24 protein-coding genes and 1 tRNA gene are annotated in these 25,827 nt (G+C 67.7%); 6 read left to right on the top strand and 19 right to left on the bottom strand.

The annotated features are described in order from the left end of the window. Positions 1-45: 45 nt before the first annotated feature. From fbp to WC326_03895, 13 genes are all read right to left on the bottom strand, one after another. Positions 46-1,074 carry a class 1 fructose-bisphosphatase gene (gene fbp / locus WC326_03955; GenBank protein MFA7330208.1) on the bottom strand — a complete coding sequence of 343 codons (1,029 nt, stop codon included), beginning with the start codon at positions 1,072-1,074 and terminating at the stop codon, positions 46-48. 67 nt (positions 1,075-1,141) lie between these two features. After that, the gene (locus tag WC326_03950) at positions 1,142-1,816 is read right to left on the bottom strand and encodes an HAD family phosphatase (protein MFA7330207.1); all 675 of its coding nucleotides are present in this window, start codon (positions 1,814-1,816) and stop codon (positions 1,142-1,144) included. A gap of 35 nt (positions 1,817-1,851) precedes the next feature. Beyond that, positions 1,852-3,207 (bottom strand): tryptophanase, encoded by a 1,356-nt coding sequence (locus WC326_03945; protein MFA7330206.1) that lies wholly within the window; start codon positions 3,205-3,207, stop codon positions 1,852-1,854. A gap of 179 nt (positions 3,208-3,386) precedes the next feature. Continuing rightward, complete coding sequence (locus tag WC326_03940) at positions 3,387-4,472, bottom strand: type I restriction endonuclease (GenBank protein MFA7330205.1); 1,086 nt, start codon at positions 4,470-4,472, stop codon at positions 3,387-3,389. Between the two features lie 133 nt (positions 4,473-4,605). Then, the gene (locus WC326_03935; protein ID MFA7330204.1) at positions 4,606-5,319 is read right to left on the bottom strand and encodes a pyridoxine 5'-phosphate synthase; all 714 of its coding nucleotides are present in this window, start codon (positions 5,317-5,319) and stop codon (positions 4,606-4,608) included. 1 nt (position 5,320) lies between these two features. Continuing rightward, on the bottom strand, positions 5,321-6,160 hold the full coding sequence (locus WC326_03930) for a divergent polysaccharide deacetylase family protein (protein ID MFA7330203.1): 840 nt from the start codon (positions 6,158-6,160) through the stop codon (positions 5,321-5,323). Continuing rightward, positions 6,157-6,648 (bottom strand): hypothetical protein, encoded by a 492-nt coding sequence (locus tag WC326_03925; GenBank protein ID MFA7330202.1) that lies wholly within the window; start codon positions 6,646-6,648, stop codon positions 6,157-6,159. Before WC326_03925 ends, WC326_03930 begins: the two co-directional genes overlap by 4 nt. Positions 6,649-6,797: 149 nt before the next feature. Next, positions 6,798-7,358 carry a hypothetical protein gene (locus tag WC326_03920; GenBank protein ID MFA7330201.1) on the bottom strand — a complete coding sequence of 187 codons (561 nt, stop codon included), beginning with the start codon at positions 7,356-7,358 and terminating at the stop codon, positions 6,798-6,800. Positions 7,359-7,464: 106 nt separating this feature from the next. Further along, positions 7,465-8,580: an isocitrate/isopropylmalate dehydrogenase family protein gene (locus WC326_03915; GenBank protein MFA7330200.1), complete on the bottom strand. Its 1,116-nt coding sequence runs from the start codon at positions 8,578-8,580 to the stop codon at positions 7,465-7,467. Positions 8,581-8,633: 53 nt separating this feature from the next. Then, entirely contained in the window at positions 8,634-9,536 is a 903-nt protein-coding gene (locus WC326_03910) for a PorV/PorQ family protein (GenBank protein MFA7330199.1), read from the bottom strand. Between the two features lie 19 nt (positions 9,537-9,555). Continuing rightward, the gene (locus WC326_03905; GenBank protein MFA7330198.1) at positions 9,556-10,527 is read right to left on the bottom strand and encodes a hypothetical protein; all 972 of its coding nucleotides are present in this window, start codon (positions 10,525-10,527) and stop codon (positions 9,556-9,558) included. After that, positions 10,524-12,110 carry a FlgD immunoglobulin-like domain containing protein gene (locus tag WC326_03900; GenBank protein MFA7330197.1) on the bottom strand — a complete coding sequence of 529 codons (1,587 nt, stop codon included), beginning with the start codon at positions 12,108-12,110 and terminating at the stop codon, positions 10,524-10,526. Before WC326_03900 ends, WC326_03905 begins: the two co-directional genes overlap by 4 nt. Further along, positions 12,107-13,354 carry a hypothetical protein gene (locus WC326_03895; GenBank protein MFA7330196.1) on the bottom strand — a complete coding sequence of 416 codons (1,248 nt, stop codon included), beginning with the start codon at positions 13,352-13,354 and terminating at the stop codon, positions 12,107-12,109. Before WC326_03895 ends, WC326_03900 begins: the two co-directional genes overlap by 4 nt. Before the next feature lie 495 nt (positions 13,355-13,849). Between WC326_03895 and WC326_03890 the strand changes: the two genes are divergently transcribed. Continuing rightward, the gene (locus tag WC326_03890; protein MFA7330195.1) at positions 13,850-14,704 is read left to right on the top strand and encodes a flagellin; all 855 of its coding nucleotides are present in this window, start codon (positions 13,850-13,852) and stop codon (positions 14,702-14,704) included. Between the two features lie 289 nt (positions 14,705-14,993). Here the strand turns inward: WC326_03890 and WC326_03885 are convergent, their stop codons facing one another. Together WC326_03885 and WC326_03880 are read right to left on the bottom strand one after the other, a co-directional pair. Further along, a complete protein-coding gene (locus tag WC326_03885) occupies positions 14,994-16,409 on the bottom strand; it encodes a sigma-54 dependent transcriptional regulator (protein MFA7330194.1) in 1,416 nt (471 codons plus the stop codon). Next, positions 16,406-17,653, bottom strand: coding sequence for a HAMP domain-containing sensor histidine kinase (locus tag WC326_03880; protein ID MFA7330193.1), 1,248 nt, complete (start codon positions 17,651-17,653; stop codon positions 16,406-16,408). The genes WC326_03885 and WC326_03880 overlap by 4 nt, the downstream gene beginning before the upstream one ends. A gap of 249 nt (positions 17,654-17,902) precedes the next feature. On the opposite strand from WC326_03880, the gene arsC reads away from it, so the two are divergent. Genes arsC through rmuC form a run of 4 tightly spaced genes read left to right on the top strand, consistent with a single transcriptional unit; the run spans position 17,903 to position 21,431 of the window. Continuing rightward, positions 17,903-18,280: an arsenate reductase (glutaredoxin) gene (gene arsC, locus WC326_03875; GenBank protein ID MFA7330192.1), complete on the top strand. Its 378-nt coding sequence runs from the start codon at positions 17,903-17,905 to the stop codon at positions 18,278-18,280. Between the two features lie 43 nt (positions 18,281-18,323). Beyond that, entirely contained in the window at positions 18,324-19,466 is a 1,143-nt protein-coding gene (locus tag WC326_03870; protein MFA7330191.1) for a potassium channel family protein, read from the top strand. Then, positions 19,463-19,978, top strand: a complete 516-nt coding sequence (locus WC326_03865; GenBank protein MFA7330190.1) for a cyclic nucleotide-binding domain-containing protein — start codon at positions 19,463-19,465, stop codon at positions 19,976-19,978. Before WC326_03870 ends, WC326_03865 begins: the two co-directional genes overlap by 4 nt. A 7-nt stretch (positions 19,979-19,985) precedes the next feature. Continuing rightward, on the top strand, positions 19,986-21,431 hold the full coding sequence (gene rmuC, locus WC326_03860) for a DNA recombination protein RmuC (GenBank protein MFA7330189.1): 1,446 nt from the start codon (positions 19,986-19,988) through the stop codon (positions 21,429-21,431). 88 nt (positions 21,432-21,519) lie between these two features. Here the strand turns inward: rmuC and WC326_03855 are convergent, their stop codons facing one another. The 4 genes from WC326_03855 to WC326_03840 all read right to left on the bottom strand — a co-directional run bounded on the left by WC326_03855 (position 21,520) and on the right by WC326_03840 (position 25,450). Next, on the bottom strand, positions 21,520-21,810 hold the full coding sequence (locus WC326_03855; GenBank protein MFA7330188.1) for a hypothetical protein: 291 nt from the start codon (positions 21,808-21,810) through the stop codon (positions 21,520-21,522). Positions 21,811-21,820: 10 nt separating this feature from the next. Further along, complete coding sequence (locus WC326_03850; GenBank protein MFA7330187.1) at positions 21,821-22,429, bottom strand: hypothetical protein; 609 nt, start codon at positions 22,427-22,429, stop codon at positions 21,821-21,823. 196 nt (positions 22,430-22,625) lie between these two features. After that, positions 22,626-24,602, bottom strand: coding sequence for a hypothetical protein (locus WC326_03845; GenBank protein ID MFA7330186.1), 1,977 nt, complete (start codon positions 24,600-24,602; stop codon positions 22,626-22,628). A 77-nt stretch (positions 24,603-24,679) separates the two neighbouring features. After that, positions 24,680-25,450, bottom strand: a complete 771-nt coding sequence (locus tag WC326_03840; GenBank protein ID MFA7330185.1) for a VOC family protein — start codon at positions 25,448-25,450, stop codon at positions 24,680-24,682. A 154-nt stretch (positions 25,451-25,604) separates the two neighbouring features. On the opposite strand from WC326_03840, the gene WC326_03835 reads away from it, so the two are divergent. Next, positions 25,605-25,702, top strand: a tRNA-Sec gene (locus WC326_03835). Positions 25,703-25,827: the final 125 nt, after the last annotated feature.

Raw genomic sequence — 25,827 nt, 5'->3', positions numbered from 1 at the left:
CCTCGCTCCTCCGGCCCGCCGGACTCCGGAATCATAGGGTCATGCTCAGCCCCGCTCCTCCGGCGCCTGTTCGCGGATAAGGCGCTCGATTTCCAGCACGTCGTCGCGGCTGCCGATGTAGAGCGGCGTGCGCTGGTGCAGGGCCGTGGGCTGCAGATCCAGCACGCGGCCCGCGCCCGTGGAGGCCAGGCCGCCGGCGTTCTCCACCACCATGGCCAGCGGGTTGGCCTCGTAGAGCAGGCGCAACTTGCCGCGGTGCAGGCTGCCGCGCACGTTGGGCGGATAGAGGAAGATCCCGCCGTAAAGCAGGTTGCGATGCACGTCGGCCACCAGGCTGCCGATGTAGCGCAGCGTGTAGGGCAGGCCCGCTTCCTTGTCCTCCGTGGTGACCTGGCGGATGAAGCGGTCCACGGCCGGCTCCCAGTACTGGCTGTGGCCCACGTTGCAGCTGAGGATCTTGCCCCGGGTCGGCGTGCGGATGTTCTGGTGGCTGCGCAGGAATTCGCCCACGCTGGGATCCAGCGTGAAGCCGTTCACCGTGCCCTTCTTGGTCGTGTAGACCATGACGGTGGAGCTGCCGTAGACGATGTAGCCCGCGCCGATCATCCGCGTGCCGGGCTGCAGCACGTCCTCCTCGGTGGGCGTCGTGTTCAGCGGCGTGACACGTTCGCTGATGGAGAAGATGGTGCCGATGCTGACGTTGGCGTCGATGTTGGAGCTGCCATCCAGCGGGTCGAAGTGCACGACGTACTTGGCGTCCTTGCCCACGTTGGGCGGATGGATCACCTCGGCGCACTCCTCGGAGCCGATGACGCAGACGCGCCCGCCCTGGCTGAGCGTGTTCACCAGCACGTCGTTGGCGTAGTCGTCCAGCTTGGCGACCGTCTCGCCCTGCACGTTGACTCCGCCGGTCTTGCCCAGCAGGTTGATCAACCCGGCGCGGCTGACTTCGCGGTTGATGATCTTCCCCGCCAGGGCGATGCTGTAGATCAGGTCGGAAAAGGCGCCCGTGGCGCCCGGCACGCTCTTCTCTTCCTCGAGGATGTGCCGGTCGATGGTCACCATGCTGTTCATGTCCGCTCCCTGCTAACCTTGTCCCATTCAACACAGAGGCACAGAGGCACAGTCCCGCTGTGCGCCTTCACGCCGATCCTTCGGCCGTGCCTCCGTGTCTCTGTGGTATTGTCCGGTCTTCATCGATGAGCTCCAGCACGCGCAGATGCCGGTCGCTGATCTCGTCCGCGCCCGCCAGCAGCTCGGCCGGCAGGGTGGTGGTCAGGGCCAGCACGCGGCAACCCGCCGCCCGGGCGGCCTGGATGCCGAAGGGCGCGTTCTCCACGGCCAAGCAGTCGACCGGGTCCAGCCCCAGCGCCGCGCAGCCCTTGCGGTAGCCCTCGGGATGCGGCTTGCCTTGTGTCACGTCCTCCGCGGCGATGTGCGCGGCGAACATCCGCCACATCTCCGTGGGAATCATCGCCCGGGCGTTGACCACCGTGGAGCCCGTCACCAGGGCCGCCGGAATGCCGCGTTCCGCCAACCCGGCCAGGACGTCCGCCACCTCCGGAAAGGGCAGCGTGCCGGCAAGCGAGCGGAAGTAGCTCCGCTTCTCGGCCACCAACTCCGCGCGCTCCGCCAAGCTGAGCGCCAGCCCCACCTGGGCGCAGATCCAGCCGCAGGTGTCCAGCGCCTTCTCGCCCTCGCGCTGCAGGGGCAGGTAGGGATCCAGCTCCACGCCGCGCCGGGCGAACACCGTCTGCCAGGCGCGCACGTGATTGGGCTGCGAGTCGATCAGCACGCCGTCCATGTCGAAGAGCACGCCCCGGATGGGACGCGCGGCTGGGATCGCGGCGCTCAGGCCACGGGCTCCAGTTTGGCCATGAAGTGGCGCAGCACGGGCGGTTGCCAGACGATCCGGTAGCCGCGCAGGCTCTCCTTCCGCTCGGCGATGCGACACAGCACGTCCGCCACGAACTGCATGTGGGCGCTGGTGTAGACGCGGCGCGGAATGGCCAGCCGCACCAGCTCCATCTCCGGAGCCTCCGTGGCGCCGAACATCAGGCTGCCGATCTCGCAGGCGCGCACGCCGCCCTCGCGGTAGAGTTCCACCGCCAGGGACTGGCCCGGGAACTGCTCCGGCGGGATGTGCGGCAGGAACTTCTTGGCGTTGAGGTAGACGGCGTGGCCGCCGGCCGGTTTGATGAAGGGAATGCCGTTGGCCTCCAGCTCGTCGGCCAGGCCCTTGACCTGGCCCACGCGATAGGCTAGATAGTCCTCGTCCACCACCTCCTCCAGCCCGCGGGCGATGGCCTCCAGGTCGCGGCCGGCCAGGCCGCCGTAGGTCGGGAAGCCCTCGATGAGGATGAGCTTGGTCTTGATGCGCAGGGCCAGCTCGCCGTCGTTGGTGCAGAGGAAGCCGCCGATGTTCACCAGCGCGTCCTTCTTGGCGCTCATGGTGCAGCCGTCGCCGTAGCTGAACAGCTCCTGGGCGATCTCCAGCACGCTCTTGTCCTGGTAGCCCGGCTCGCGCTGCTTGATGAACCAGCAGTTCTCGGCGAAGCGGCAGGCATCGAAGAACAGCGGGATGCCGTACTTGTGCAGCAGGGCGCTCACCTGGCGCACGTTCTCCATGCTGACGGGCTGGCCGCCGCCGGAGTTGTTGGTGATGGTGAGCATCACCACCGGGATGTTGGCCACGCCGTGCTCGAGGATCGCCTTCTCGAGCAGCTCCACGTCCATGTTGCCCTTGAAGGGATGCTCCTCGTCCGGGCAGTAGGCCACCTTGGCCGCGCAGTCCAGCGCCAGGCCGCCGTTGGCCTGCACGTTGGCGCGCGTGGTATCGAAGTGGATGTTGTTGGGCACCACCTTGCCCGGGCTGAGCAGGGTGGAGAAGAGCAGGTTTTCCGCCACGCGGCCCTGGTGGGTGGGGATGAAGTGCTCGTAGCCGAAGATCTTCCGCACCACGTCCTGGAGGTGGAAGAAGTTGCGGCCACCGGCGTAGGATTCGTCGCCGTGCATGATCCCGGCCCACTGGTTGTCGCTCATGGCGCTGGTGCCGGAGTCGGTCAGCAGGTCGATGAAGATGTCCTCGGCCGGAATGGCGAAGACGTTGTAGCCGGCCTCGGCAATCTTGCGCTCACGCTCTTCGCGCGTCGTGCGCTTGATGCGCTCCACCACCTTGATCCGGAAGGGTTCCGCGGGGAATTCCATCTGCTCCTCGTCTCATCTATTGGGAATTGCTTACGGTCCTGTCATCCCAGCACTTCTGTCATTCCGGCATCTCAGTCAATCCGGCATCTCTGACATCCTGGCCTTTCTGTCATCCCAGCGAAAGCTGGGATCCTATGGGCCGTGCAGTTCTCCAGGCGCCTCACGGCATCTGGGTTTGGCTAGCTCTTCTGTTGATCATACGAAGCCACAGTCGCGAGCAGTTCATCCGCATGCTTGTAGATCTCGGTCAACTCTAGGATGGGGATCTTCGTCTCTTGCTTGTCAGCGCCAAACACTCCCAGGTACTTTTGTTTGGCATTGAATCTTAAACGGCAGATCGGCTTACGATTGTTGTCATCAAGTAGAATTCCGCAGTACGTCTGAGAGTCGCGCATGACGACTCGTTCTGGTGCAACATTCCGACAGACAATGGCACGAACAATGCGATACCCCTCGGCCTCGGCCTCAGTTGTCACGCACTTTTCCTCTGGAATCAACTCAACTATCTCAGGACCAGCCATCTCAGTCATTGGCAATGAGACATTGCTCTCATTCTGAAGCGCAGACCGAAGTCGGTCGCTGATTTTCTCGCTAATGAACTGCTGGAAAGACCGTGTTACGAGCGCAGTGAATTGCTCCTTGATGGAAGCGGTGAATCGACCACCGGTGGTTGCCCTTGCATAGAAGAACCTGACGAGCTCTTCGTCGGGCTGTTCAATCTGAGCGGCCAGGATTTTCTTGCAGATTGACAGATACTTGAGATCATTCGCCGCACTCAACATGCGGTCCAAATTGAACTCATCTCGCGCAAGGCGCTTCACTTCCGTCAGATCAGCAGGTTTTGGATCGCTGAGATCCAACTCCAGGAACGGCCGCTGATCCATCTTGTTCGGCTCTTCCAGGTCTGAGTAGAACCAATAGTTGACGCCGTTTGTGAGGATTGCGATGCGCGCCTTGGTCACAACGAAGTACCTGAACAGCTGACTCATCTCGGCGTGGCTCAGGTCGGTCTTGACCTTCTTGCACTCAAAGAGAATGATGATCTCCCCATCGCGCTTGATCGCGTAGTCGACCTTCTCGCCTTTCTTCAGACCCACATCCGCCGTGAACTCGGGCACGACCTCGTGTGGATTGAAGACGTCATAGCCAAGCGCCGCAATGAAGGGCATAACTAGGGCGTTCTTGGTGGCCTCTTCAGTGGGAAGGTGATCGATCAGTGAAGGCAGGCGCTGAATCAAGCCATGGATTTTCTCATCGAATCCCATTGTCATTCCTCCGCCCAAATTGTCCTGTTCAATGCTGCGCGTCGAGACTCTGGTTTGCCATGGGATCCCAGCTTTCGCTGGGATGACAGATCCTGTGGGATGACAGACGTTCCCACCGCGTCCACTGGCCTTTCTACCGCCCGATGGCCCGCAGCATGTCCTGCACGGCGCGCTCGACGCCGGTGAAGACCGCGCGCGCCAGGATGCTGTGGCCGATGTTGAGTTCCTCGATCTCGGGCATGGCGGCGATGCGCGCCACGTTGTGGTAGTTGAGGCCATGGCCGGCGCTCACCCGCAGGCCGAAACGGCGCGCGGCGATGGCGGCCTCGCGGATGCGCTCGGCGGCTTGCTCCAATTCCTCTTCGCCGCGCTGCTGGCTGTAGTCGCCCGTGTGCAGCTCCACGAACTGGGCGCCCAGGCGCTTGGCCTCGCGCACCTGGTCCAGGTCCGGATCGATGAACACGCTGACCACCAGCCCGTGGTTGCGCAGCACGCGGATCTGGCGCGCCAGCTCCTCGCCGCCGGACTTGAGGTTCAGCCCGCCCTCGGTGGTCACCTCCTCGCGGCGCTCGGGCACCAGGGTCACCATGTCCGGCGCGGCGTCCAGGGCGATGCGCACCATCTCCTCGGTGGCGGCCATCTCCAGGTTCAGGTGGGTGGTGACCAGCTCGCGGATCAGCCGCAGGTCGCGGTCCTGGATGTGGCGGCGGTCCTCCCGCAGGTGGCAGACCAGCCCGTCGGCCCCCGCGCGCTCCACGATGCCCACGGCGTGGACGGGATCCGGCTCCAGGCCGCGCCGGGCCTGGCGCAGCGTGGCGATGTGGTCGATGTTCACTCCAAGACGCATCTCAATCCTCCTGCTCGCTGTGGCCGGCCGGGACAGCCGGCGCCGACCAGGGTACGCCCGGCCACGGGGTCCGTCCCTGGGCCAGCCAGTCCCGGGCCGGCGGGGACAACAGGGCCGCGGTGGCGGAGACCAGCTCCAGTCCCGCGGGCAAGCGGGCGGCCCAGGGCCCCAGCAGCGCCAGGGTGTTGGGGCGCGGGTGCGCGATGGCGATGGTCAACTCCCGCCGCCGGGCCAGCTGCTCCAGCTCCGCCAGTTTCTCGGCGATGGCGCCGCGCTCGTCCACGTGATCCAGGAAGAGCTGGTTTTCGAAGACCGCGATGCCCGCGGCGCCCAGCTCGGCCGGCACCCGGGAACCCGCCACCGTGCGGCTGTCCACGAAGGGCAGGCCCAGCGGCTGCCAGGCCAGGGCGAAGCGTTCCAGGAACGCGGAGTCCAGGCAGGCCCGCGAACCCTGGTGGTTGTTGGCCCCCACCAGCGCGGGCAGTTCGCGCCGGGTCTGCTCCAGGATCCGGGCCAGCCGCTCCGGCGACGTGTCCACCCGGGCCAGCAGGCGTTCGGGCGGGCCCTCGGGCTGCAGCGGCTGCCAGGGCAGGTGGGCCAGGTAGTCGCGGCCCTGCTCCGTGCAGCGCGCGGCGGTCCGGGCGGCCTGCGCCGTGCCCGGGATGATGGAGAAGGCGACCGTCGGCGGCAGCGCGAAGCAGGACTCCAGCCGGGCGCGGCCGTAGCCGTGGCCCATGTCGTCCAGGATGAGCAGGATGCGTCCGGCGGCATGGCTCGCGCCACCCACCCAGCCCAGGAGGAGAAGGAGAAGCAGTGCTGGCAGGCCGTGGGGGCGTGTCACAAATCGTCGTCCCACTGGATGATGCGGAAGACCGGCTCGTCGGCAAAGATCGGACTTTGGCAGAACTCAACAACCTGTGCGGCCTTCACCACGCTGAAATTGGCGTGTCCCGTGATCAGCTCCTGGTCCAGGCGCAGCTCGAAGAGCAGGGTGAAGTGGATCAGCGAGTCCGCTGTCTCCAGCGCGGCCAGTTCATCGCCCAGGCCCACCCAGCGCAGGTCTACTTCGTTGTAATGCCGAAAGAGCCGGCCCGTGGAGACCAGATCCGTCTCCCGCGGCATCATCTCGTACTCGCCCAGCTCGGTGTTGAAGTAGTTGAACTGGTAGTCCGGGCAGGCCAGACATTCGGCGTAGCGCAGGCTGTCGCGGTGGATGTAGGCGCTGCGGAAGTTCTCCAGCAGCCCCCCCACGGTGCTCTGGTCCGTCCAGAGGCTGGTGGGGTCGCCCAGGGGTGGGGCGAAGGGATTCTCGCACGATCCCTGGAGCATCAGGAGAACACCACAGAGGCACAGAGGCACAGAGAGGGAGCGTTTGAACTTTGGATCCTGTCGCCTTGGATCATTGGCCGGCAATCCAGGCGGAGCCATCTTCTCCTTCAGGGGCCTCCACTGTGTCTCCGTGCCTCTGTGGTTCAAGCTCAAGGCCATAGGAAGGCCTGTTTCAGCTGCGTCCAGGAGGCCAGGCTGTCGGCGCCCCAGTCCTCCCAGAGGTGGATGGCCCAGTCCCCCGTGCGCAGGCTGCGCGAGAGGGTGAGGCGCAGGGTGCCGGCGTAGCTCCCGGCCAGCTGGTCGGCGCTGGCGGGGAAATCCAGCCGGTAGTCCACCGAGTAGCTGGCCGAGTCCCCGGCCAGCAGCGAGTCCGTCCGCAGGAGACTGAGCAGCGGCCGCACTTCGGCCGCGCGGTACTGGTCCGTCAGCCGCTGCCAGGCGCCCAGCTCCTCCTCCAGGCCCCAGTGAGTTTCGCCGCCGGAGGCGGCCGCGTCGCCCACGAAGCGGAAAGAGCGCGCCCAGCCGCTGTCCGCCAGCAGCTCCTCGTAGAGCCCGGGCTCCAGCGCCTGGACCACCGTGCCCAGGTTTTCCAGCACGGCGTCCGGACTGATGGGCGGCCGCCAGTCCAGCTCCTCGCCCTCGTCGGGGCGCCGGCTGTCCCGGGGCTCGAAGAGCGCGCAGCCGCAGGCCACGAGCAAGCCCAGGAACAAAAAAGGCCGCGAAGCGGGCCGGTGGGGGCCCGCTCCGCGGCGCGGTCGTCTGTTGTCGGCAGGTGTCACGGATCTCCCGCGGCCACCGGTCCGGTCCAGTGGTCGATTACAGTTTGGCGATGACCGCCAGCCCCATCTCGCGCGTGCCCGTGGTGCCGCCCATGTCGTAGGTGCGGGCCTGGCCGTCCTGCAACACGGCGGCGATGGCGGCTTCCAGCTGCTCGGCCTTCTTCGTCTCGCCCAGCCAGTCCAGCATCATCTTGGCCGTGAGGAACATGGCCATGGGATTGACCTTGTTCTTGCCGAAGTACTTGGGCGCGCTGCCGTGGGTGGGCTCGAAGACCGCGTAGTTGTCCCCGATGTTGCCGCTGGCGGCGAAGCCCAGGCCGCCCACCAGCTGGGCCGCCAGGTCGCTGATGATGTCGCCGAACATGTTCTCGGCCACCATCACGTCATAGTCGAAGGGGTTCTTGAGCAGCCACATGCACTGCGCGTCGATGTTGGTCTCCCACATGGGGATTTCCGGGTACTCGGCGGCGATCTTGCGGGCCTCGCGCACCATCAGGCCGCCCGTCTCACGCAGGACATTGGGCTTCTCCACGATGGTCACGCTCTTGCGGCCGAACTTGCGCGCGAACTCGAAGGCGCCGCGCACGATGCGCTGGCAGCCCTGGCGCGTCACGATGCGCGTGGAAAGGGCGATGTTCTCCAGCCCGGCGGCGCCGAACTTCTTCATCTTCGGATTGAGGCAGAGCGCATCGTAGACCTGCTGGGGCAGCGGGTGGAACTCGACGCCGCTGTAGCTGCCCTCCGAGTTCTCGCGGAAGATCACCAGGTCGATGCCTTCCTTGAAGTTGAGCGGATTGCCCGGGTAGGCCTTGCAGGGCCGCAGGTTGGTGTGAAGGTTGAACTCCTGCCGCAGGCGCACGATGGGGCTGAAGTAGTCCAGGCCCTTGCCGCGCAGCTCGGGAGCCAGCTCCTCCACCGCCTCTTCCTTGGGCTTGGACGTGATGGCGCCGAACAGCGCGGCGTCCGTGTTGCGCAGCACCTCCAGCGTGCGGTCGGGCAGCGGGTTGCCCTCGCGGCACCAATATTCCCAGCCGATGTCGCCGTGGATGTACTCCGCGTCGAAGCCCAGGGCCTCCAGCACGGGGCGGGTGGCGTCCATCACGTCGTTGCCCACGCCGTCACCCGGCAGCCAGGCGATCCGATATTTGGCCATTGCGAATGCTCCTTCAAACACTGTCGCTGATCTATTCCACCGCCCGGGCGGTGTCACATGGCAAAGGAGAACGTGAAGCGGTGGCTGTCGTTCAGCGCGTTGCGGAAGGGCAGCCAGGCGTAGTCCAGCTTCATCTGGCGCCAGACGAAGCCCACTCCCAGCGTGCCGCCGCGCTCGTCGTAGCCGGTCATCCAGCCGCCGCGGAGCGCCAGCCCGCCCACCGGGAAGGTCTGGACCCCAAGATGGAGATGGGTGTCCTCATCCTGCAACTGACGCGCCTCGGCCTGCAGGCTGGTGGTCCAGCCCACCAGCGGCAGGGGGCCGCGCCGCTCCACTCCCAGACTGAAGGTCCGGGGCGGATCCGGCGATTCGTCGACGAACTCGGAGCTGGAGCCCAGGTTGCGCACGGCAAGCGACACGCCCAGCAGGCGCGAGGGATCCGCGCCCGGGCGCTCCCAGCGCAGCCCGAGGTCCCCCACCCAGCCGCGCGAGTCCTCCTGGTTGATTTTCTCCTGGACGCGGCGCAGGGCTGCGCCGGCCCGCAGGGACTTGCCCAGCGGCGCCGAGAGCCGCAGGCCATAGGCCAGGTCGTCCACCCGGTAGTAGCCCTCCGGCTCCGGGTCGGGGGAGTCGCGCTGCTCGATGTCCTCGATGGTGAGCACGCGCAGGTCCGCGCCCAGCGACCAGCGCCCCAGCGGCAGCTGCACGGCCAGGGCCGAGTAGTCGCTCTCGAAGATCCAGTCCGCGCGCGTGAAGGCCAGGTGCCAGCGCTCGTCGGCGGGCGCCGTGGCCGGGTTGCGCAGCGGGCTGAGGGCGTCTTCCCAGGCCCCGGCGGTGGACTCGCCCAGTCCGGCGGAGCCCGCGTCGGCGGCAATCTTGAGGAAGGCCAGGCCCGTGGCCGCCCGGGAAGTCCCGACCAGCAGCAATAGGGCCGACAGCGCGAGGGTGGTGTTCATCGTGCTCCTTCAAGCCCGCTTAGAAAGCCACGCGCCAGCTGATGGTGTGGATCTCGTCGGGATCGTTCTCATGGAAGGTGACGGCGTAGTCCAGCCCGGCCTCGAAGGTCTGGAAGGGCCAGGCGAAACCCAGGCCCAGGGCCGGCGAGCCGTCATCCCAGCCCGCCCGCAGCGCCCAGCGCCCCAGCTCAGTTGTCGGCGAGCGCCACTCCAGCCCGCCGCGCAGGTCCCAGGCGTCCACGTCCGTGGCCTCGTAGTCGGCCACGACCAGCAGGCGCTCCTGGACGAACTCCCCGGCCAGACCCAGCGTGAAGGTGACGGGCAGCTCGTCCTCGTCCCCGCCGGAGCCGCCCGCGCCCCAGAGCGGGCTGGAATCCCAGGCCAGCGAACCGCCCAGGTTCTGCAGGCTCAGGCCCACCCAGACCTTGTCGGTGGGGCGGACGGAGAGGCCCAGATCCACGGCGGCGGTGGTCTCTTTCATTTCAGTGGAACCGTCCAGCCCGCTGAAGCCGCTGCTGAGCACGCTCATGTTCAGGCCCAGCGCGAAAAAGCGCGCCGGGTTCAGGGCCACGCCGAAGGAGAACAGGTTGTCCGAGGCTTCCATCTGGTTGCCCGTGGGCTCGCCCCAGGTGGTGGTCTCGGGGATGTCCGAGACGCCCGCCCGCTGGTAGCTGAGCCCAAAGGCGCCCATGGGCCGCAGGGGCCAGGAGACGTGCACGCCCAGCAGGCTGCGGTCCAGCGAGAGCTTGTACCAGTCCAGGCCGGCCTTGCGGACATGGCCCCAGCCGATCAGGGCCGGGTTCACCAGCCGGGATTCGGGGCCCATGGGAAAGGCCGCGCCCGCGTTGCCCATGGCCATCAGGGCCGCGCCCTGGCCCACCCGGCGCAGGGCGCCGGCGGTGCCGCCGTTGCTGTTCTCGTCCGCCCGGGCCGCGCCCAGGACCAGCAGGCCGGCGCCGCAGGCCGTCAAGAGGAGGGTGCCCGCGCTCATTTGATCACCATCAGTTTGCCCCAGCTATGGATGCCCGGGCCTTCCACCGAATAGAAGTAGACGCCGTTGGCGGCGGGCTCGCCCGAGCGGGTGGTGCCGTCCCAGTAGAATTCGCGGCTCTGGCCCGCCGGCACGGCCACGCCGTCGGCCACGGTCTTCACCAGATCCATCGCGAAGTCGAAGATGCGGATGGTCACGCCTCCGGCGCGGGGCGCCGCCACGGAGACGGTGGCCAGGCCATGCACGCGGGGCGAGAAGGGATTGGGGAAGAAGAGCGCGCCGGCGGGCTCGTGGTGCACCGAGTGCCAGCTGTTGCCCCGGTCCGTGCTGGTGAACAGCCCGCGCGTGGAGCCCACCAGCAGGCGGCCGCCCACCAGCTTGACGGCGTAGACCGTCTCGGTGATCATCTCGCGCCCGGTGACGGCGTCGCGGATGGCCGGGTAGCGCGACCAGCTGCCCGCCTCGCCGTGGCGGTTGGACTTCCAGAGCCCGTCGTCGCTGGCCACCCAGACGTCTTCGCCGTCGAAGGCCAGGTCCCAGATCTTCACGTCGCGCAGGTCCTCGACTTCCGTCCAGCTGGCGCCGTCGTCGGCGGTCCAGGAGAGGCCGTAGTAGTCGCCCACGCTGGAATAGGTGGCCCAGCCGGCCACCCAGATCTCCTCGCCACCTGACGGAAGGAGGTGGTTCTCCATCGACACCACCCAGTTGCCCGTGATGGTGGGGCTGCCGTCCACCTGGGTGTGCTGGAAATCGAAGTGCCGCCAGCCGCCGCCCAGCAGGCTGCGCCCGGGGTCGCGCAGGGAATCCCAGGGCAGGAAATTGAGCCCGCCGGCGCTGCCCGCCCAGATTCCCGTTTGGCCGGCCAGCACGCTGAAGGCGCGGTGGTTCAAGTGCTCCACGGGCTGGAAGGGATCGTCGTCCGGCACCTGCAGGCGCCAGCAGCCCGTGCGCAGATCGTAGCGCCGGAAGCCGCCGGCGAAGGAGGCCGCCCAGATGGCGCTGTCGCCCTCCAGGGCCAGGCTCCAGGAGATGTTTTCCACCGGCGTGCGGTTGGGCAGCTCGATCAGGTAGTCCAGGCTGTCGCCGGTCTCGCAGTCCACGGCGATCCAGTCGTGGGGATCGATGCTGGTGTCGAAGACGCTGTCGATGGGTTGCTCCAGCCAGGTCCAGCTGGCGCCGCGATCCAGCGAGTAACCGATCCCCGTGCCCGCGCCCTGGACGTTGGCGATGGAGGTGTCGATCACCGTGGCCGCCGCCAGCAGGCCGGGCACCGCCGCCAGCCCGGAGACGCCGCCGCGGCCCACGCCGCAGCTGTCGGTGAAGGTCACGAAGCTCTGGCCGAAGTCCGTCGAGCGCAGCACGCCGAAACTGTTGGAGCCGTAGACGAGCGTGTCCGCGCCTTCCACCACCACGCGCAGCTGGGTGACGGAGTTGCTGACCATGCCCGGATAGGGCGGGTTGAGATCCTCGTCGAAGAGGCCGCCCAGAGCGTCGGGGCGCAAGTGCAGACGGTCGGTGGAATCCGCGGCCGCGCCGGCGAGCAGCGGCAACAGGCAGCCCAGGAGGAACAGTCCCCGCCTCATTGCGCGTCCTCCCATCCGAGGATGGTCGTGGAGCCCGCCCGCCCAGGTTTCAGCCTATCCAGGAAGCGTCCCGGCGGCGGGGGCGGCGCTCCGTCACCCGGATTGTGGATGAAAATCCACCGCTCCACCTGCACCGGCTCGTGGAAGGCGTCGAAGGCGCGCAAGATGAAGGTGTAGTGGTTGTCGTTGTAGGTGCCGTCCGCCACGCCGGCCAGCTGGAACTGTCCCTGGAAGCGACCGCTCTCCGTGGGGTCCTCCATCGCGTGCTCGGGGAGATTGGGTGATCCGTCCACGGGGTCGATCTCCCACGTGACGCCGGTGAGGTCCGCCAAACTCTGCGGGTCAGAGGCATCGATGACGAACAGGTAGTTGTGGACCTGGGTGGGATCTGTCCCGGGACTATAGAGGTGGAGGGTGTCCGAGAAGGCGATCTCCACCAAGCTCAGGTCCTCAAGAACTTGGTAGACCGCCAAGCTCTCGTCGGTCAGGCTGGGCGGACCGTTCTCCAGCTCCACCACCAGTTCCTGCTGTGCGGAATTGCCCACGCGGTCCAGCAGCTCCACGTGCAGCGTGTCCATGCCCTGGCGGCCGGCGGCCAGCTCCGGGCCGACGCTCAGGGTGAAGAGGCTGTCGTCCTGCCGCACGAAGGACCAGCTGCGCAGGACGCCACCGCTTTGGATCAAGCTGGCCTGGAGCAGATCCTCCGGCCCGTCGGGATCAGCGGCGCTCAGGTTCAACGTGAAGCTGGCGCCCGAGGGCAGCGTGTCCGGGGCCGTCACGGCCAGGATCTCCGGGGCGCGGTTGAGCACGCGCTCGCGCGTCACCTGCCGGAAGTCGCGCTCGGCGCCCGCTTCCAGCAGCTGGGCCCGGAATGTGTAGCTGCCGGTGGCGGCGCTGAAGTTGGCCCCCAGCCGGGTGGTGAACCAGCCGTCGCCGGGCACGTTGTCCCCGCTGTGGTCGGCCTGGCCCGGCCCGGGCTGCGCCAGGGTCTGCTGGTCGCCGTCGTCCAGCAGCAGATAGTTCACGTCCGGCAGGCCCGGCCCGCTGACGCGCAATACGACGCTCCAGTCCCCGTCCTCCGGCAGCTCGGCCTGGACGCGGAACTCCAGCGGATCCGGCCAATCCATCACGATCACGTCGGGGAAGTCCAGGGCCACCAGTCGGGCGGAGTCTTGCGGAGCCTCCGGCAGATTGTCGGCACAGGACCAGAAGAGCGGCAGGACCGCCAGCCAGCATTTTCGCATGCGCATCACCTGGATTGACACCGGTTGGATTCGGGGGTGCTGCGAGAGTATGGTTTGGGGGGCAGGAATCCAACTGAGGCAAAGCCGGCGGAGCCCTTCCAAGAGCCGCCCAAACCGGACTGCGCAACTTCCTAACTCGGCTGCCGCCCGGCCGGGTTTTTTGCCCAGCGCCGCCGGAGTTCGGCCGGAGCTTCCGCGGTACAGCGAAACGGGAGCAACCAATTGATAGGCATGTGGATTCCCGGGTCATCCCATGCGGATTGCCGGCCCTCCGCCGGCGGGCGGGTCGGAGCTCGCCACCCGCAGGTCGTCCCAACCGGCGCGCGGACTGTAGAAATCAAAAAAGCTCCCGAAAGGTTGTTCAGCCCATTTCCGCGCGTCGCTAGGGGAGACAGGATGTGGCGGGCGGGGGGCGCTTATAGCATCTCGGTGTACAGGAAGCAAAAGAGAATTTGGGACTGTAGTAGCAGGTCTATCCGAACAGGGGAGTGACTGATGAGCTTGAGAATCAACCAAAACCCGCTGGCGATTGGGGTTCACAGAACGCTGATGAACACCCAAAATTCGCTGGACCAGGCGGTCACCCGGCTCTCTTCCGGCCTGCGCATCAATTATGCGTGGGACGATCCCGCAGGGTTGGCCGTCTCGGAAAAAATGCGTGCGCAGATCAGCAGCATGACCGAAGCCGAGCGTAATGCCAATTATGCCATCAACATGTTGGCAACCGCAGAGGGTGCGCTGGCGACGATTGACGAGAAGCTGATCCGAATGAGGGCGCTGTCCGTTGAAGCCTCCAACGGTACGCTGACTTCACTGGACCGAGGCTATCTGGATGTGGAATTCCAGCAGCTGAAGAGTGAAATCACGCGTATTGCCGACGTGACGAATTACAACGGTCTGCATCTCATTGACGGAACCTATTCGCAAGGCGCCGCTGGCCCCGGTGGACAAGGCATCAAGCTGCACATTGGCACGTACAACGTCTCCAACCAGGATTTCTATTACGTGAACCTGGGAGACATGACGGCCAGCGGCCTGGGTCTTTCATCCGTTGATTTGACCAACACCGCCACCGCCCAGAGTGCCATTGACACCCTCGATTCGGCCATCAACATCAAGGACACCGAGCGCACGCGCATCGGTTCCTACGTCTCGCGGCTCCAGGCCACCGTGCAGAACCTGCAGGTCGCCAAGGAGAACATCGTGGCTTCCGAGTCCACGATCCGGGACGCCGACATGGCCGAGGAGATGTCCGCGTTCACCCGTAGCCAGATCCTGATGCAGTCGGGCATCGCGATGCAGGCGCAGGCGAACAACGTTCCGTCCATGGTTGCGGGCCTGCTGGGTTAATCCCACCCCCGCAAGCAATTCCTGAACCGGCGCCCCAGCGGCGCCGGTTTCTTTGTGGGCCAGCCATAAAAAAAAGGGCGGGCCTTGCGGTCCGCCCAACTCGTTCCACCGATTCAAGATCCGGCGTTGGAATTGCAGCCCCCCCGGTTCAACTCCATGACGACCAATCTCGCAGGCGGATCAAGCATAAGTCCTGCACTTGGTTGCCAAGTGGGTCCGTTCTCGAACACAGTTGGAATTGCAAAACGTATGCCCAAATCCGGCCCGCGCCGTGCGCCGGAGCGATTGTCTACGAAATGTCCTTGTGGGCCACCGGGTTGGTGGTATAGGAATAGAGCGTGGTGCGGTCGATGTGCAACAACTCCGCTGCCCGGGTGACATTGCCCCCGCAAAGTCGCAGGGCATGTTGCACGTAGTTCTGCACTTGCTGTACGCGCCAGCTGCGCAAGGGTTGGATTTCTTCCACACAGTGTGGGAAAATTCCAACACCTGAGTCCTCGCCTCCCGCCGGCCGGGCCGCGCCCTGGTGAAATTCCGGATGATGAGGGAGCAGGGCGTGCAGTTCCTCCACTTCCACCCAGGGCGTGTCCGAGGTGGCCACCAACCGCTCCATCAGGTTGCGCAGCTCGCGCACGTTGCCCGGCCAGTCGTGCCGCCGCAGCACGTCCAGCGCCGCCTCCGAACAGCGGCGCGGCGGCAGGTGGTTGCGCTGGGAGGCCTGGTCCAGAAAGTGGCGGCACAGCTGTTCCAGATCCTCCATCCGCTCCTTCAGGGTCGGAGTCTCCACGGTCAGCACGTTGAGCCGGAACCAGAGGTCCTCGCGGAAGCGGCCGATGCGCACCTGGTGGACCAGATCCTGGTGGCTGGCCGTGATCACCCGGGTCTGGACCTGGGAGGATTTGCGGTCTCCCACGGCCTGCATCTGGCCGGTCTCCAAGAAGCGCAGGAAGCGCTGCTGGGCGGCCGGGCTGAGCTCCCCCACCTCGTCCAGGAAGAGCGAACTGCCGTTGGCCTGCTGGATCAATCCCGGGTGGTCCTGGATGGCCCCCGTGAAGGCCCCGCGCCGGTGGCCGAACAGGTGGCTCTCCATGATGGATTCGGGGATCGCCGCGCAGTTGACCACCACCAGCGGGCGCTCCGAGCGGCCCGGCGCCTCCTCGTGCAGGGCCTGGGCGACCAGTTCCTTGCCGCAGCCGGTGGGGCCGGTGATCATCACGGGCATGTCCAGCGGGGCGAAGCGCTGGATCTGCGAGCGGAGCCGGCGCATGGAGAGGCTCTCGCCCAACAAGCGGCCCACGCCGCCGCGCTCTTCGCCCGCGCGTGGCGGCCGGCTCTCCAGGGCCTGGACGACGGCGGAAAACAAGTCCTGCTCGCCGAATTCCCCTTTGGATAGGAAGGCGCAGACGCCCAGGCCGCCGGCCTCCAGCAGGTTTTCCTTGCTGTCCTTGCCGGAGACCATGATCACGGGCAGGCGCGGGGACATGGTCCGCAGGCGCCGCAACAGTTCCAGCCCACCCCGCGGGGCGCCGGGGAGGTGGATGTCCAGCAGCACCAGATCGGGTGGGCGGGTGGTCAGCAGCACCAGAGCCGTGGTCAGGTCCTCGGCGAAATCGATCTCGTAGCCCTGGCTGCTCAAGGATTCGCTCAGCGAGGCGACCACGTCCTGGTCATCCTCCACCAGCATGATTCGTGCGCTGCGGTTCATCTGCTTGCTGACTCCTCGGCTGCGGGGAACGACGCCACGGGCCGCGGGGCAGATCCGGCCCCCGCGACCGGCAGCAGGATGCGCATCAGCGCTCCACCCCCCACCGGACTGGTCAGGCTGATCTGCCCGTTCATGTCGAGAATCGTGTTGCGCGCGAAATACAGGCCGTAGCCGTAGCCGTCCTTGCGCGTGCTGTAGCCCGGCTCCCAGATGTGCCGGCGGTCATGGGGCGCGATGCCGCGGCCGTCGTCCAGGAGGGTCAGGCTCCAGCAGGCCTGGGGCGCGCTGGCCGAGTCCGGGAGCAGTTCGATCTCTAGCCGGCCCTGGCGCGAGATGGCCTCCAGCGCGTTGGCCAGCAGGCCCGAGAGGACCATGGTCATCATCTCCGGATCGCCCTCCACCCAGGCCGGACCCTCGGGCAAGCGGCATATGCAGCCCACCAGCGGCAGCTGCCGCACGCCCGTCCGCTCCAGCGCGGCCTCGAGGGGCAGCTTCAGATCGAAGCGTTCCTGCACCCGGCGCTCGCCGGCCAGGGCCATGAACTGCCGCAGCAGCCGGCTCATGGTGTCCAGGTCCGCCCGCATGCGGCCCAGCACGCGCTGCAAGGTCTCCGGCAGGGGCCGTTGGAGGCGCTCCACCTCGCGCTGGATCTGGTCCAGACCCAGGCGCAGCGGGGTCATGGGCGTCTTCAACTCATGGGTGACCAGGCCCGCGAAGGCCCGGAAGCGCTGGCCCTCGCCGGCCTGCCGCTGGGCCGTCTCGTCCGTGATGACGATCAGCGAGCCCAACTCCCGTTGTCCGCGCCAGACGGGCCGGCTCTGCAGGCGCATCCAGCGCTGCTCCACGTTCCAGCTCTCGTCCAGGTTCGGTCCGGCCGCCCCGAGAATGGCCAGCAGATGCCCGCTCTCCGGCGATCCCAGCAGGCGCTGGAACTCGTGGTTGGCGAACAGGAAGCGGCCCCGGGTGTCGCGCATGGCCAGGGCCGTGACATCGTGTTCCAAGATCCGCAGCAGCAGCAGGCCCCGCTGCCGGTGGCGGGTCACCAGCACGACCAGCAGGACGACCAAGCTCAGGGCCAGCAGGCTGTCCGTGGCGTGGTGATGGAGGATCAGGTGCCAAAAGCCGTCCGCCGGGTTGGCCGCGCCGTCAGGCGAACGCGTGTCCAGCCACAATCCCACGCCCAGGGCCAGCAGCAGGGCCAGGGTGAGGCCGCCGAACACGACGGGACCGATGGACTGGGTCAAGAAGCGACCCGGCAGGCCCGGAAGCGCCGGGCCAGAGAGAGGCCGTCCGGCCGCCGGGGGCGGAACGGAGGCAGTGGGTGGTGTCTTCGATGATTTCACGTACGCACGCAAGAATGGAGGCGATTTCATTCCGCTGTTCGCGGGACGGCTCCAACCTATTGAATGAGGCCTCGCCGCGCCACTGTCCGCATGCCTCGCCCCGCGACCCATCCCGTGGTATCTTGGCCCATCGCCAGCCCGGGAGACGTCATGCCAGTTGTCCGCCTGTACCACAATCCCCGCTGCTCCAAGAGTCGGGAAACCCTGGCCCTGCTGCGCGGGCAGGGCGTGGAGCCCGAACTCGTCCTCTACCTCGAGCAGCCGCCCAGCGTGGCGGAGCTGGAGGCCCTGGCCGACGCGCTGGGCCTGGAGCCGCCGGACTTCATGCGCATTAAGGAGCCGCTGTTCGCCGAGCTGGGGCTGAGCCGCGGCGACACGCGCAGCCGGCGCGAGTGGCTGGAGCTGTTGGCCCGGCATCCCTCCCTGCTGGAGCGACCCATCTGCCTGGTGGACGGCCGGGCCCGGTTGGGACGGCCCCCGCAGGCCGTGCTGGAGCTGTTCGACGCCCCGGGAAGCGCACCGGCGTGAGTACGCGTCGTCACCCCACGCCCCGTCCCGCCGGCTGGTCCGCATGAAGGGGCCGTCCTGGAGCAAACAGCCCAGCTTCTGGCGGCTGGGCCTGGGCCTGGCGGCGTTCTTCGGCGGCTCCTGTTGGCTGTTCTGGCACCTGGAGCGCGACCAGGGCTTGCTGAAGTCCCCGCTGGACGTCCTCTACTGGTGGGTCACCACCGCGGCCACGGTGGGCTACGGCGACATCACGCCGCGGACCCAGGGCGGCAAGGCGCTGGTCATCCTGGTGGTGGTGGCCGGCGTGACGGTGGTGGCCACGGCGGCGGCGCGGGCGGGCAGCTACATCCTGCAGCAACGGCTGCTGCAATTGCGAGGACTGGGACGCATGGACCAATTGAGCGGACACACCATCGTCTGCGGCTGGAGCGACGATCTGGACGGGATCCTGGAATCCCTGGTCACCTACGGACCCACCTCGCGCGCCGACCACATCGTGCTGGTGAGCGGCCAGGACATGGACCGGCTCTCGGCGCTGCAGAACCGCCCGGAGCTGGCCGGCCTGCACGTGATCGCCGGGGACATCACCAAGGCCGCCGACCTGGAGCGCGCCGGCGCCGCCCGGGCGGCCATGGCGCTGGTGCTGGCCGACGAGGGCGACCCGGCCCCGGACTCCCGCACGCTGCTGGCCGTAATGGCCTTCCGCCAGCTCAACAAGGAAGCCCACCTGAGCGCCGAGGTGCGCGAGCAGCGCTTCGTGCGCTACGTCAAGGACGCCGGCGCCGACGAGTTGATCGATCCCGGCGCCTTCCGGCGCGCCATGGCCGCGCAGATCCTGGTCTCGCCGGGGATGGGCAACGTCTTCTACGACCTGCTGCGCTTCGACAAGGGCGCGTTCTTCGGCTTCGAGGAGATCCCCGGCGGCCTGATCGGGCAGACCTTCGCCGATCTGGAGCGCCGCTACCTGGACCGCGAGGGCGTGATGCTGGTGGGGCTGGTGGAGAACGTGGGCTCGCCCCTGCAGATCAAGCGCGAAGCCCTGCGCGAGGCCCAGAAGACGCCGGACGTGAGCCACCTGGTGAACCGCCTGCGGGAGGCCAAGCAGGTGCAGCCCCACCACCCCGTGCTATGTCCGCCCGCCGGCCACGTGCTGAAGCCGCGCAGCCTGGCCGTGGTGGTGAAGCGTCAGCAGGAGAACCCCGCATGAAGCCCACGCCCGAAGTCCTGGAGCACCTGTCCGCCTTCCTGCTGATGAAGCCCATCTCCGAGCACCACGACCAGCTGGCCCTGGTGGCCGCCTCGCTGGACGAGCAGGATTACCGCGCCGGGGCCGAGATCATCCGCAAGGGCGAGCACGGGGACTGCGCCTATCTGCTGGTGAAAGGCGAAGTGACGGTCTTCGACTACACCATGGACCAGGAACCCTTCACCCGGGCCATCCTCAACTCCGGCCAGCACCCGCTCTTCGGCGAGGTGGCGCTGGTGGGCGGCGGCGAGCGCATCGCCACCGTGACGGCCCGGACAGACTGCCGCTGCTGGGTCCTGCGGCGCGAGGCCTTCATCCGGCTGGGCGACCAGCACCCGGAGATCGGCTGGCGCCTGCTGCACCAGATCGCCATCCTGCTGGCCGGCCATCTGGAGAAGACCAACCGCGACGTGCTACGCCTCTTCGAAGCCCTGGTGCTCGAGGTGGAGCAGAAGACCATCCTCGGACACTGAGGCCCCCATGCTGCCCTATCTCACCCTGCTGCTCTTGCTGATCCTCGTGGCGCTGGTGCTCGTGCTGGTGCTGCGGAGACCCACGGCGCCGGACCTGGCCCCGCTGCAAAGCGAGCTGGCCCGGCTGGAGCAGCGGCTGCGCGACGAGCTGGCCGCGCTGCGCCGGGACACCCAGACCGCTTCCGGCGCGCTGCGCACGGAACTGAGCGGCATGGTCCAGGAGCTGGGCCGCACGCTGCGCGAGCCGGTGAGCGCGCTGGGCGAGTCGCAGCAGCGCCAGCTGGCGGACTTCTCCGGTCGCTTGGAGGAGCTGCGCGAGCGGTTGGCCCGGGAGGCGGGCAGCCAGCGCCAGGAGCAGGCCGGCCGACTGGACGAGTTCGGCAAGACCCTGGAGGGCCGGCTGGAGACGCTGCGGGGCACGCTGGACGCGCGGCTGGAGAGCCTGCGCGCGGAGCTGGGCAGCCAGCTCGAGCAGGTCCGCGGCGGCGTGGCCGAGCAGCTGGAGAAAGTGCGCGGCGACAACGCCGAGAAGCTGGAGCAGATCCGCCGCACGGTGGACGAGAAACTCCACGAGACGCTGGAGAAGCGGCTGGGCGAGTCCTTCCAGCAGGTGAGCGAGCGGCTGGAACAGGTCCACAAGGGGCTGGGCGAGATGCAGGGGCTGGCGGCGGGCGTGGGCGACCTGAAGAAGGTGCTCACCAACGTCAAGGCGCGCGGCACCTGGGGCGAAGTGCAGTTGGGCAACCTACTGGAGCAGATGCTCACCGCCGAGCAGTTCGTGCGGCAGTACAAGCCCAAGCCCCGTTCCGGCGAGGTGGTGGAGTACGCCGTGCGCCTGCCCGGGCGCGACGCCGACGACACGCCGGTCTTCCTGCCCATCGACGCCAAGTTCCCCAAGGAGGACTACGAGCGGCTGGTGGACGCCGCCGAGCAGGGCGATCCGGCAGGCGTGGAGGCCGCCGTGCGCCAGCTGGAGCAGCGCATCCGCCAGGAGGCGCGCAGCATCCGCGACAAGTACATCGCGCCGCCGCAGACCACGGACTTCGCCATCCTCTACCTGCCCACGGAGGGCCTGTACGCGGAGGTGCTGCGCCGGCCCGGGCTGGCGGACCAGATCCAGAGCGAGTGCCGCGTGATGATCGCCGGTCCCACGACGCTGGCCGCGCTGCTCAACAGCCTGCAGCTGGGCTTCAAGACCCTGGCGATCCAGAAGCGCTCGAGCGAGGTCTGGCAGATGCTGGCCGTGGTGAAGAAGAAGTTCGAGAGCTTCCGTGACACGCTGGAGAAGGCGCAGCGCAAGATCGGCGAGGCCGGCCGGGTGCTGGCCGAGGCTCAGGACGACACGCGCATCATGGGCGACAAGCTGAAGAAGGTGGAGGCGCTGCCCGAGGCGGGCGACCAGCCCACGCTGGGACTGCCGACGGCGGCTGGCGACGCGGGCGGAGAGGCCTGAGCGGACCGCCCGCGGGCTCGACCCACAGTTGTCTCACAAAAAGGGCCCCGGAATCCGGGGCCCTTGGCGTATGGACAAGGCCGGTGCCTTACTTGGTCACCTGCACGGTGCGGCAGTGGACCGACACGTAGTTCGTGAAAATGCTGATCAGGACGTCGTCGGCGTTGGAGACGGTCTTGATCTGATAGTCCTCGGCGTCGCCCGCCATGACCTTCGTGTCCACGGTGTTCAACGGGATGAGCCCGAACAGCACGTACCACTGCTTCTGCTTCAGCACCGTGCTGCCCTTGGGGCCGTCGCCGACGGTGTGGATGTGGGCCGTGCAGCTCGCCAACAGGGCCAGCAGCAGGAGCGGAGCGACAAACTTGACCAACTTCATCGGGGCTCTCCTAGTCTTGAGAGGGTTGATGTGGGACGGTGACGGAGCCGAGGGAGGATTCGATCAGCTCCACTTGGGATTCGTAGATCGTGCGCGGCACGAGGTAGTCCAGCTGGACTCCACCGGCCAGCAGCAGCTTGAAGTTCACGCGCAGGCTGTCCTGGATCAGGGACTGCAGACAGGACTGCTCGGCCAGGATGAAGGAGTCGTGCTTGATCTGGCGGCCGGCGGCCGTTTCGTCCAGCCGGGCGCGCTGCCGCGCCTCCACCTGCTTCCAGGTCTGCGCCGAATCCGCGCTCCAGGTGGAGACGAAGAGCGCGCAGCCGGTGGCCGGGTCCAGGAAGACGCGCACGGGCGTCAGCAGGAAGGACGAGTCCTGCGGCTGGGCCAATTGTCCGCCCAGCAGGCGGACCCGGTTGGAATCCACTTCCGCCCACTCCTTGGGCGGGCGCAGGCTCAGGCGCGGGGTTTCCAGCTGCACGGGGGGACCCAGCAGGGCCTCCACCACCGCGAACTCCAGCTGGACCGGACCCTCGTCGGCCGGCTGCGAGGAGCGGGAACAGGCGGAACCCAGCAACAACAGGATGACGAACAACAGGCGGCGGGTGCGCGGCGGCATGGCGTCTCCATGAATGGCGCGCACAATCTACTGAACACGAGTCCAGAATCACAGCCGGAACAAGCCGCTGCACAGGCTTTCCTGACCTGCCGACCGGCATTCCCCACTGAGACCCCGCGGGTTCCGGCGGGTGTTCGCGGCGACTCCGCCCGGCTGGACGAGGCTGCGGAGCTTCTTCCAGCCAGGCCTGGACCGCTCAGGGGCGCGGCTCCTTCAAGTTGTCGATGCGGTCCAGCTCCTCGCCGAAGGGATTGAGCACGCGCAGACCAATGCGCTCCGGCGTGGCGTCGAAGAGCAGCACGGATTCCTGCGACGTGTACGAGCACGCCCGTTCCCCGCCGGGTTGGCCCTTCCACCAGGTGGCCCAGGGCGTGGGCTCCTGGGCGTACCAGGGCGAGGCGCTGCCGGAAGTGAAGAACCAGAGCGGACGCCGCAGGCCGGGCACGGGCGAGCAGGGTTCGCCGTCCTCGCACAAGCGGCCGTCGCCGTCCGGGTCGTCCCGAGCCGGGTCGCCGGCCGGGGTTGCGGGAGTGAGCAGGAGTTTGGCGTAGGCGTGCTCGTGGCCGGCCAGCACGGCGGCGGTCTTGGGGCTGGCGGCCAGGATGTGCAACAGCCGGTTGCGCACCTCGAGGATGCCCGGGCCCAGCGGCGCCAGGCTTCCGTCCGCGGCCGCCTTCCAGGCTCGCACCTTGTTGTCGCCGCCGTGCCACATGCTGTCCTTCACGTGGCCGCCCTGGGGAAACACGGGCTCGTGGGCCACCACCACAATGTGCGCGCAGGCGGGGTCCGCGTCGGCGGCGGCCACCTGCTCCTCCAGCCAGCGCAGCTGATCCTCCAGCAGGTAGCCCTGGGGATTGCCGCCCGTCAGCTCCTCGTGCTCGTTGTACCACCAGACATTGTTGAGGAAGAGGGCCGTGACACAGCCCAGCCGCGTGCTGAACACGGTCTCGGCGTAGCCCGGCAGGTCGGGATCCGCCTGGGTCGGACCGTTCTCCGGGTTGCACATCTGTTGCGCGAAGACGGTCTCCGCGCTCTCTGCGTGATACGGCCAGCGGTCCATGCCCAACCAGTCGATCTTGTCGCCCCGGAAAATGCGCAGCAGGGTCTCGTGGTTGCCGATGCCCGCGAAGAGCGGCCGTTCCCGCCAGAAGCCGGAGGTGACCTGTTTGAAGGCCTGCAGCTGGGCGCGGAAGTCCGCCGGGTGGGTGGTGTAGCCGCTGATCAGGTCGCCGCCGAACAGCAGGGCCTGGGATCCGTTCACGTAGGCCAGCCCCAGCAGCGGCTCCAGCGCGTGCAGGTTCACGCCCAGGTAGCCGCGGTCGCCGCCGCCGTCCTCGTCCCGGCTGTCGCCGCAGTAGGCGAAGCGGATGGGCTCCGGTCCGGGGCCGGGCAGGGGCAGATCCAGCCACTCCGTGGCGGGTTCGCCGGCCAGGCGCACGCGGTAGCGCAGCTCGTGCTCCGTGGACAAACCCCGCAGCGCGATCTCGTGGGAAAGCCCGGCGCCCGTGGCCTGCACGCACAGTCCGTCGTCCAGCTCCAGCGCCACGGAGCAAGGCAGGTCGGTCTTCAGCGCCACGCTGGCCATGCCGGGCGCGCGGCTGTCCACCTTGCAGAGCAGCGGTCCTTCCAGCAGGGCCGGCAGTCGCCGCAACGCCTCTCCATCCCGGCGGAAGCGTAGGGGAATGTCCGCCAGCACCAGCGGCTCGTCCGCCCCGGGCCGGGCCAGGGAGAGTTCCACGCGCACCAGCACGGACCCGGTCTCCGTCCAGCCCTCGCTGTTGAGGTTGCGGTTGAACAACCCCTTGAGCGGCAGTTCCACGCGGCCGCCCTCCACCCGGCGCTCCAGGCGGAAGCGCCGGTAGCTGTAGCCGCTCTCCTCGGCCTCGAAGGGCCAGGGACCGGCGCAGACGCTGCCCGTCACGGCGGCGGCGTCCAGCGGGCTGCCGTCCAGCAGCGTGTCCGCCCGGGCGAGATCCAGCCAGAGCGCCCCGCTTTCCTCCACCACGCAGGCGCTCAGCTGCTCGAGGGATAGTTTGACCCGCGGGCCGCGCTCCACCTGCTCCACCAGTCCGATGGTGGTCGGATCGACGACGGGCAGGGCCGCCACGGACGTGGCAACCAGCAGCAGAGACAGCAGCGCAACCACGGGGATCGGCGTGCGGCGGCGCGGCATTCCCACCCCCATCCTGTCGTGATCCATCTCGTGGCCCCTTGTGGTTGCGCCGCAGCAGGGAATCCGCTTGGGCGTGCTCACCTCGCGTTCAGGGTGATGAGGGCCAGCGTGCCGCCGGCGGGATCCGTCGCGATGCAAAAGCGCCCCACGCCGGGCACGTCCACGGGCTGCAGGCAGACCGTTCCGCCCAACTCCTGCGCCCGAACGGCCTGGCGGTCCACATCGGGAACCGTGAGGTAGGGTGTCCAGCGGGCCGGGGCCGGTCCCATGTCCTCCGTGATGGCCATCAACCCGCCCACCTCGTGGCCGTCGGCCAGGAAGGTCTGGTAACCCTCCATCCCCGCCATGGCCCGGCAGGTCCAGCCCAGCACGCCGGCGTAGAAGGCCTGGGCCCGCGCCACGTCGCGCACCATCAGCTCGCGCCAGCAGAAGAAGCCCAGCGGATTCTCCGGGTACTCGGCGGGCTGCAGGAAGCACATCAGGGCGAAGAGCGCGCCCTCGGGATCCTGGAGCACGGCGCAGCGCCCCACCTCGGGAATGTCGTGGGGCGCCAGAAGCACGCGCCCGCCCAGCGCGTCCACCCGGGCCGCCGCGGCATCCACGTCCGCCACCGAGACATAGCTGAGCCAGCCATGGAACTCCCCCGTCTGGGCCGGCGCGTGCACTTGCGCGCCCGCCACGGCGCCGCCCTCCGGCCCGAACAGGGTATAGATGGAACCGTCGGGGAGCGGCCAGGCCCGGGTCTCCCAGCCAATCAGCTCCTGATAGAAGGGCACGGCCCGGGACAGATCCGCACTCTGCAGTTCCTCCCAACAAATCCCACCCACGGGGATCGCCCGCTCGCTCATGTTCGATCCTTTCTGGTTGGCGTGGCGAACTCCTCGCCCTGCCCGTCCAACCTACCAAGGCTTCGGGCTGGAAGGCGAGGCCCATGAGCCAAGAACTGGAGAAAGCTCCCGCCGGCATTGCCGCGCCCCGCCGGGTTGCTGATATTCCCCTCACGGGGATGGATGCCGACCTGGTGGAGGCCGCGGCCTTCAAAGCCGTTGCGGGGCAGTGCACCTGTCCTGGCTGGGTTCGATTCCCAGACGTTCCCGCCAAAAGGGTCCCCCACCGGGGGCCCTTTTTGCATGGGTCCCGCCAGGGGGCTTCCAGACAACGGCCCGCTCCTTCACCTTTCACAGGCAGGGCCGCCGACAAGTCTTTACCACACCATTGGCTTTTC

It is taken from the genome of Candidatus Delongbacteria bacterium (assembly GCA_041675285.1).
Classification (GTDB): domain Bacteria; phylum CAIWAD01; class CAIWAD01; order CAIWAD01; family CAIWAD01; genus CAIWAD01.
This window is presented reverse-complemented; position numbering and strand designations above follow the sequence as displayed.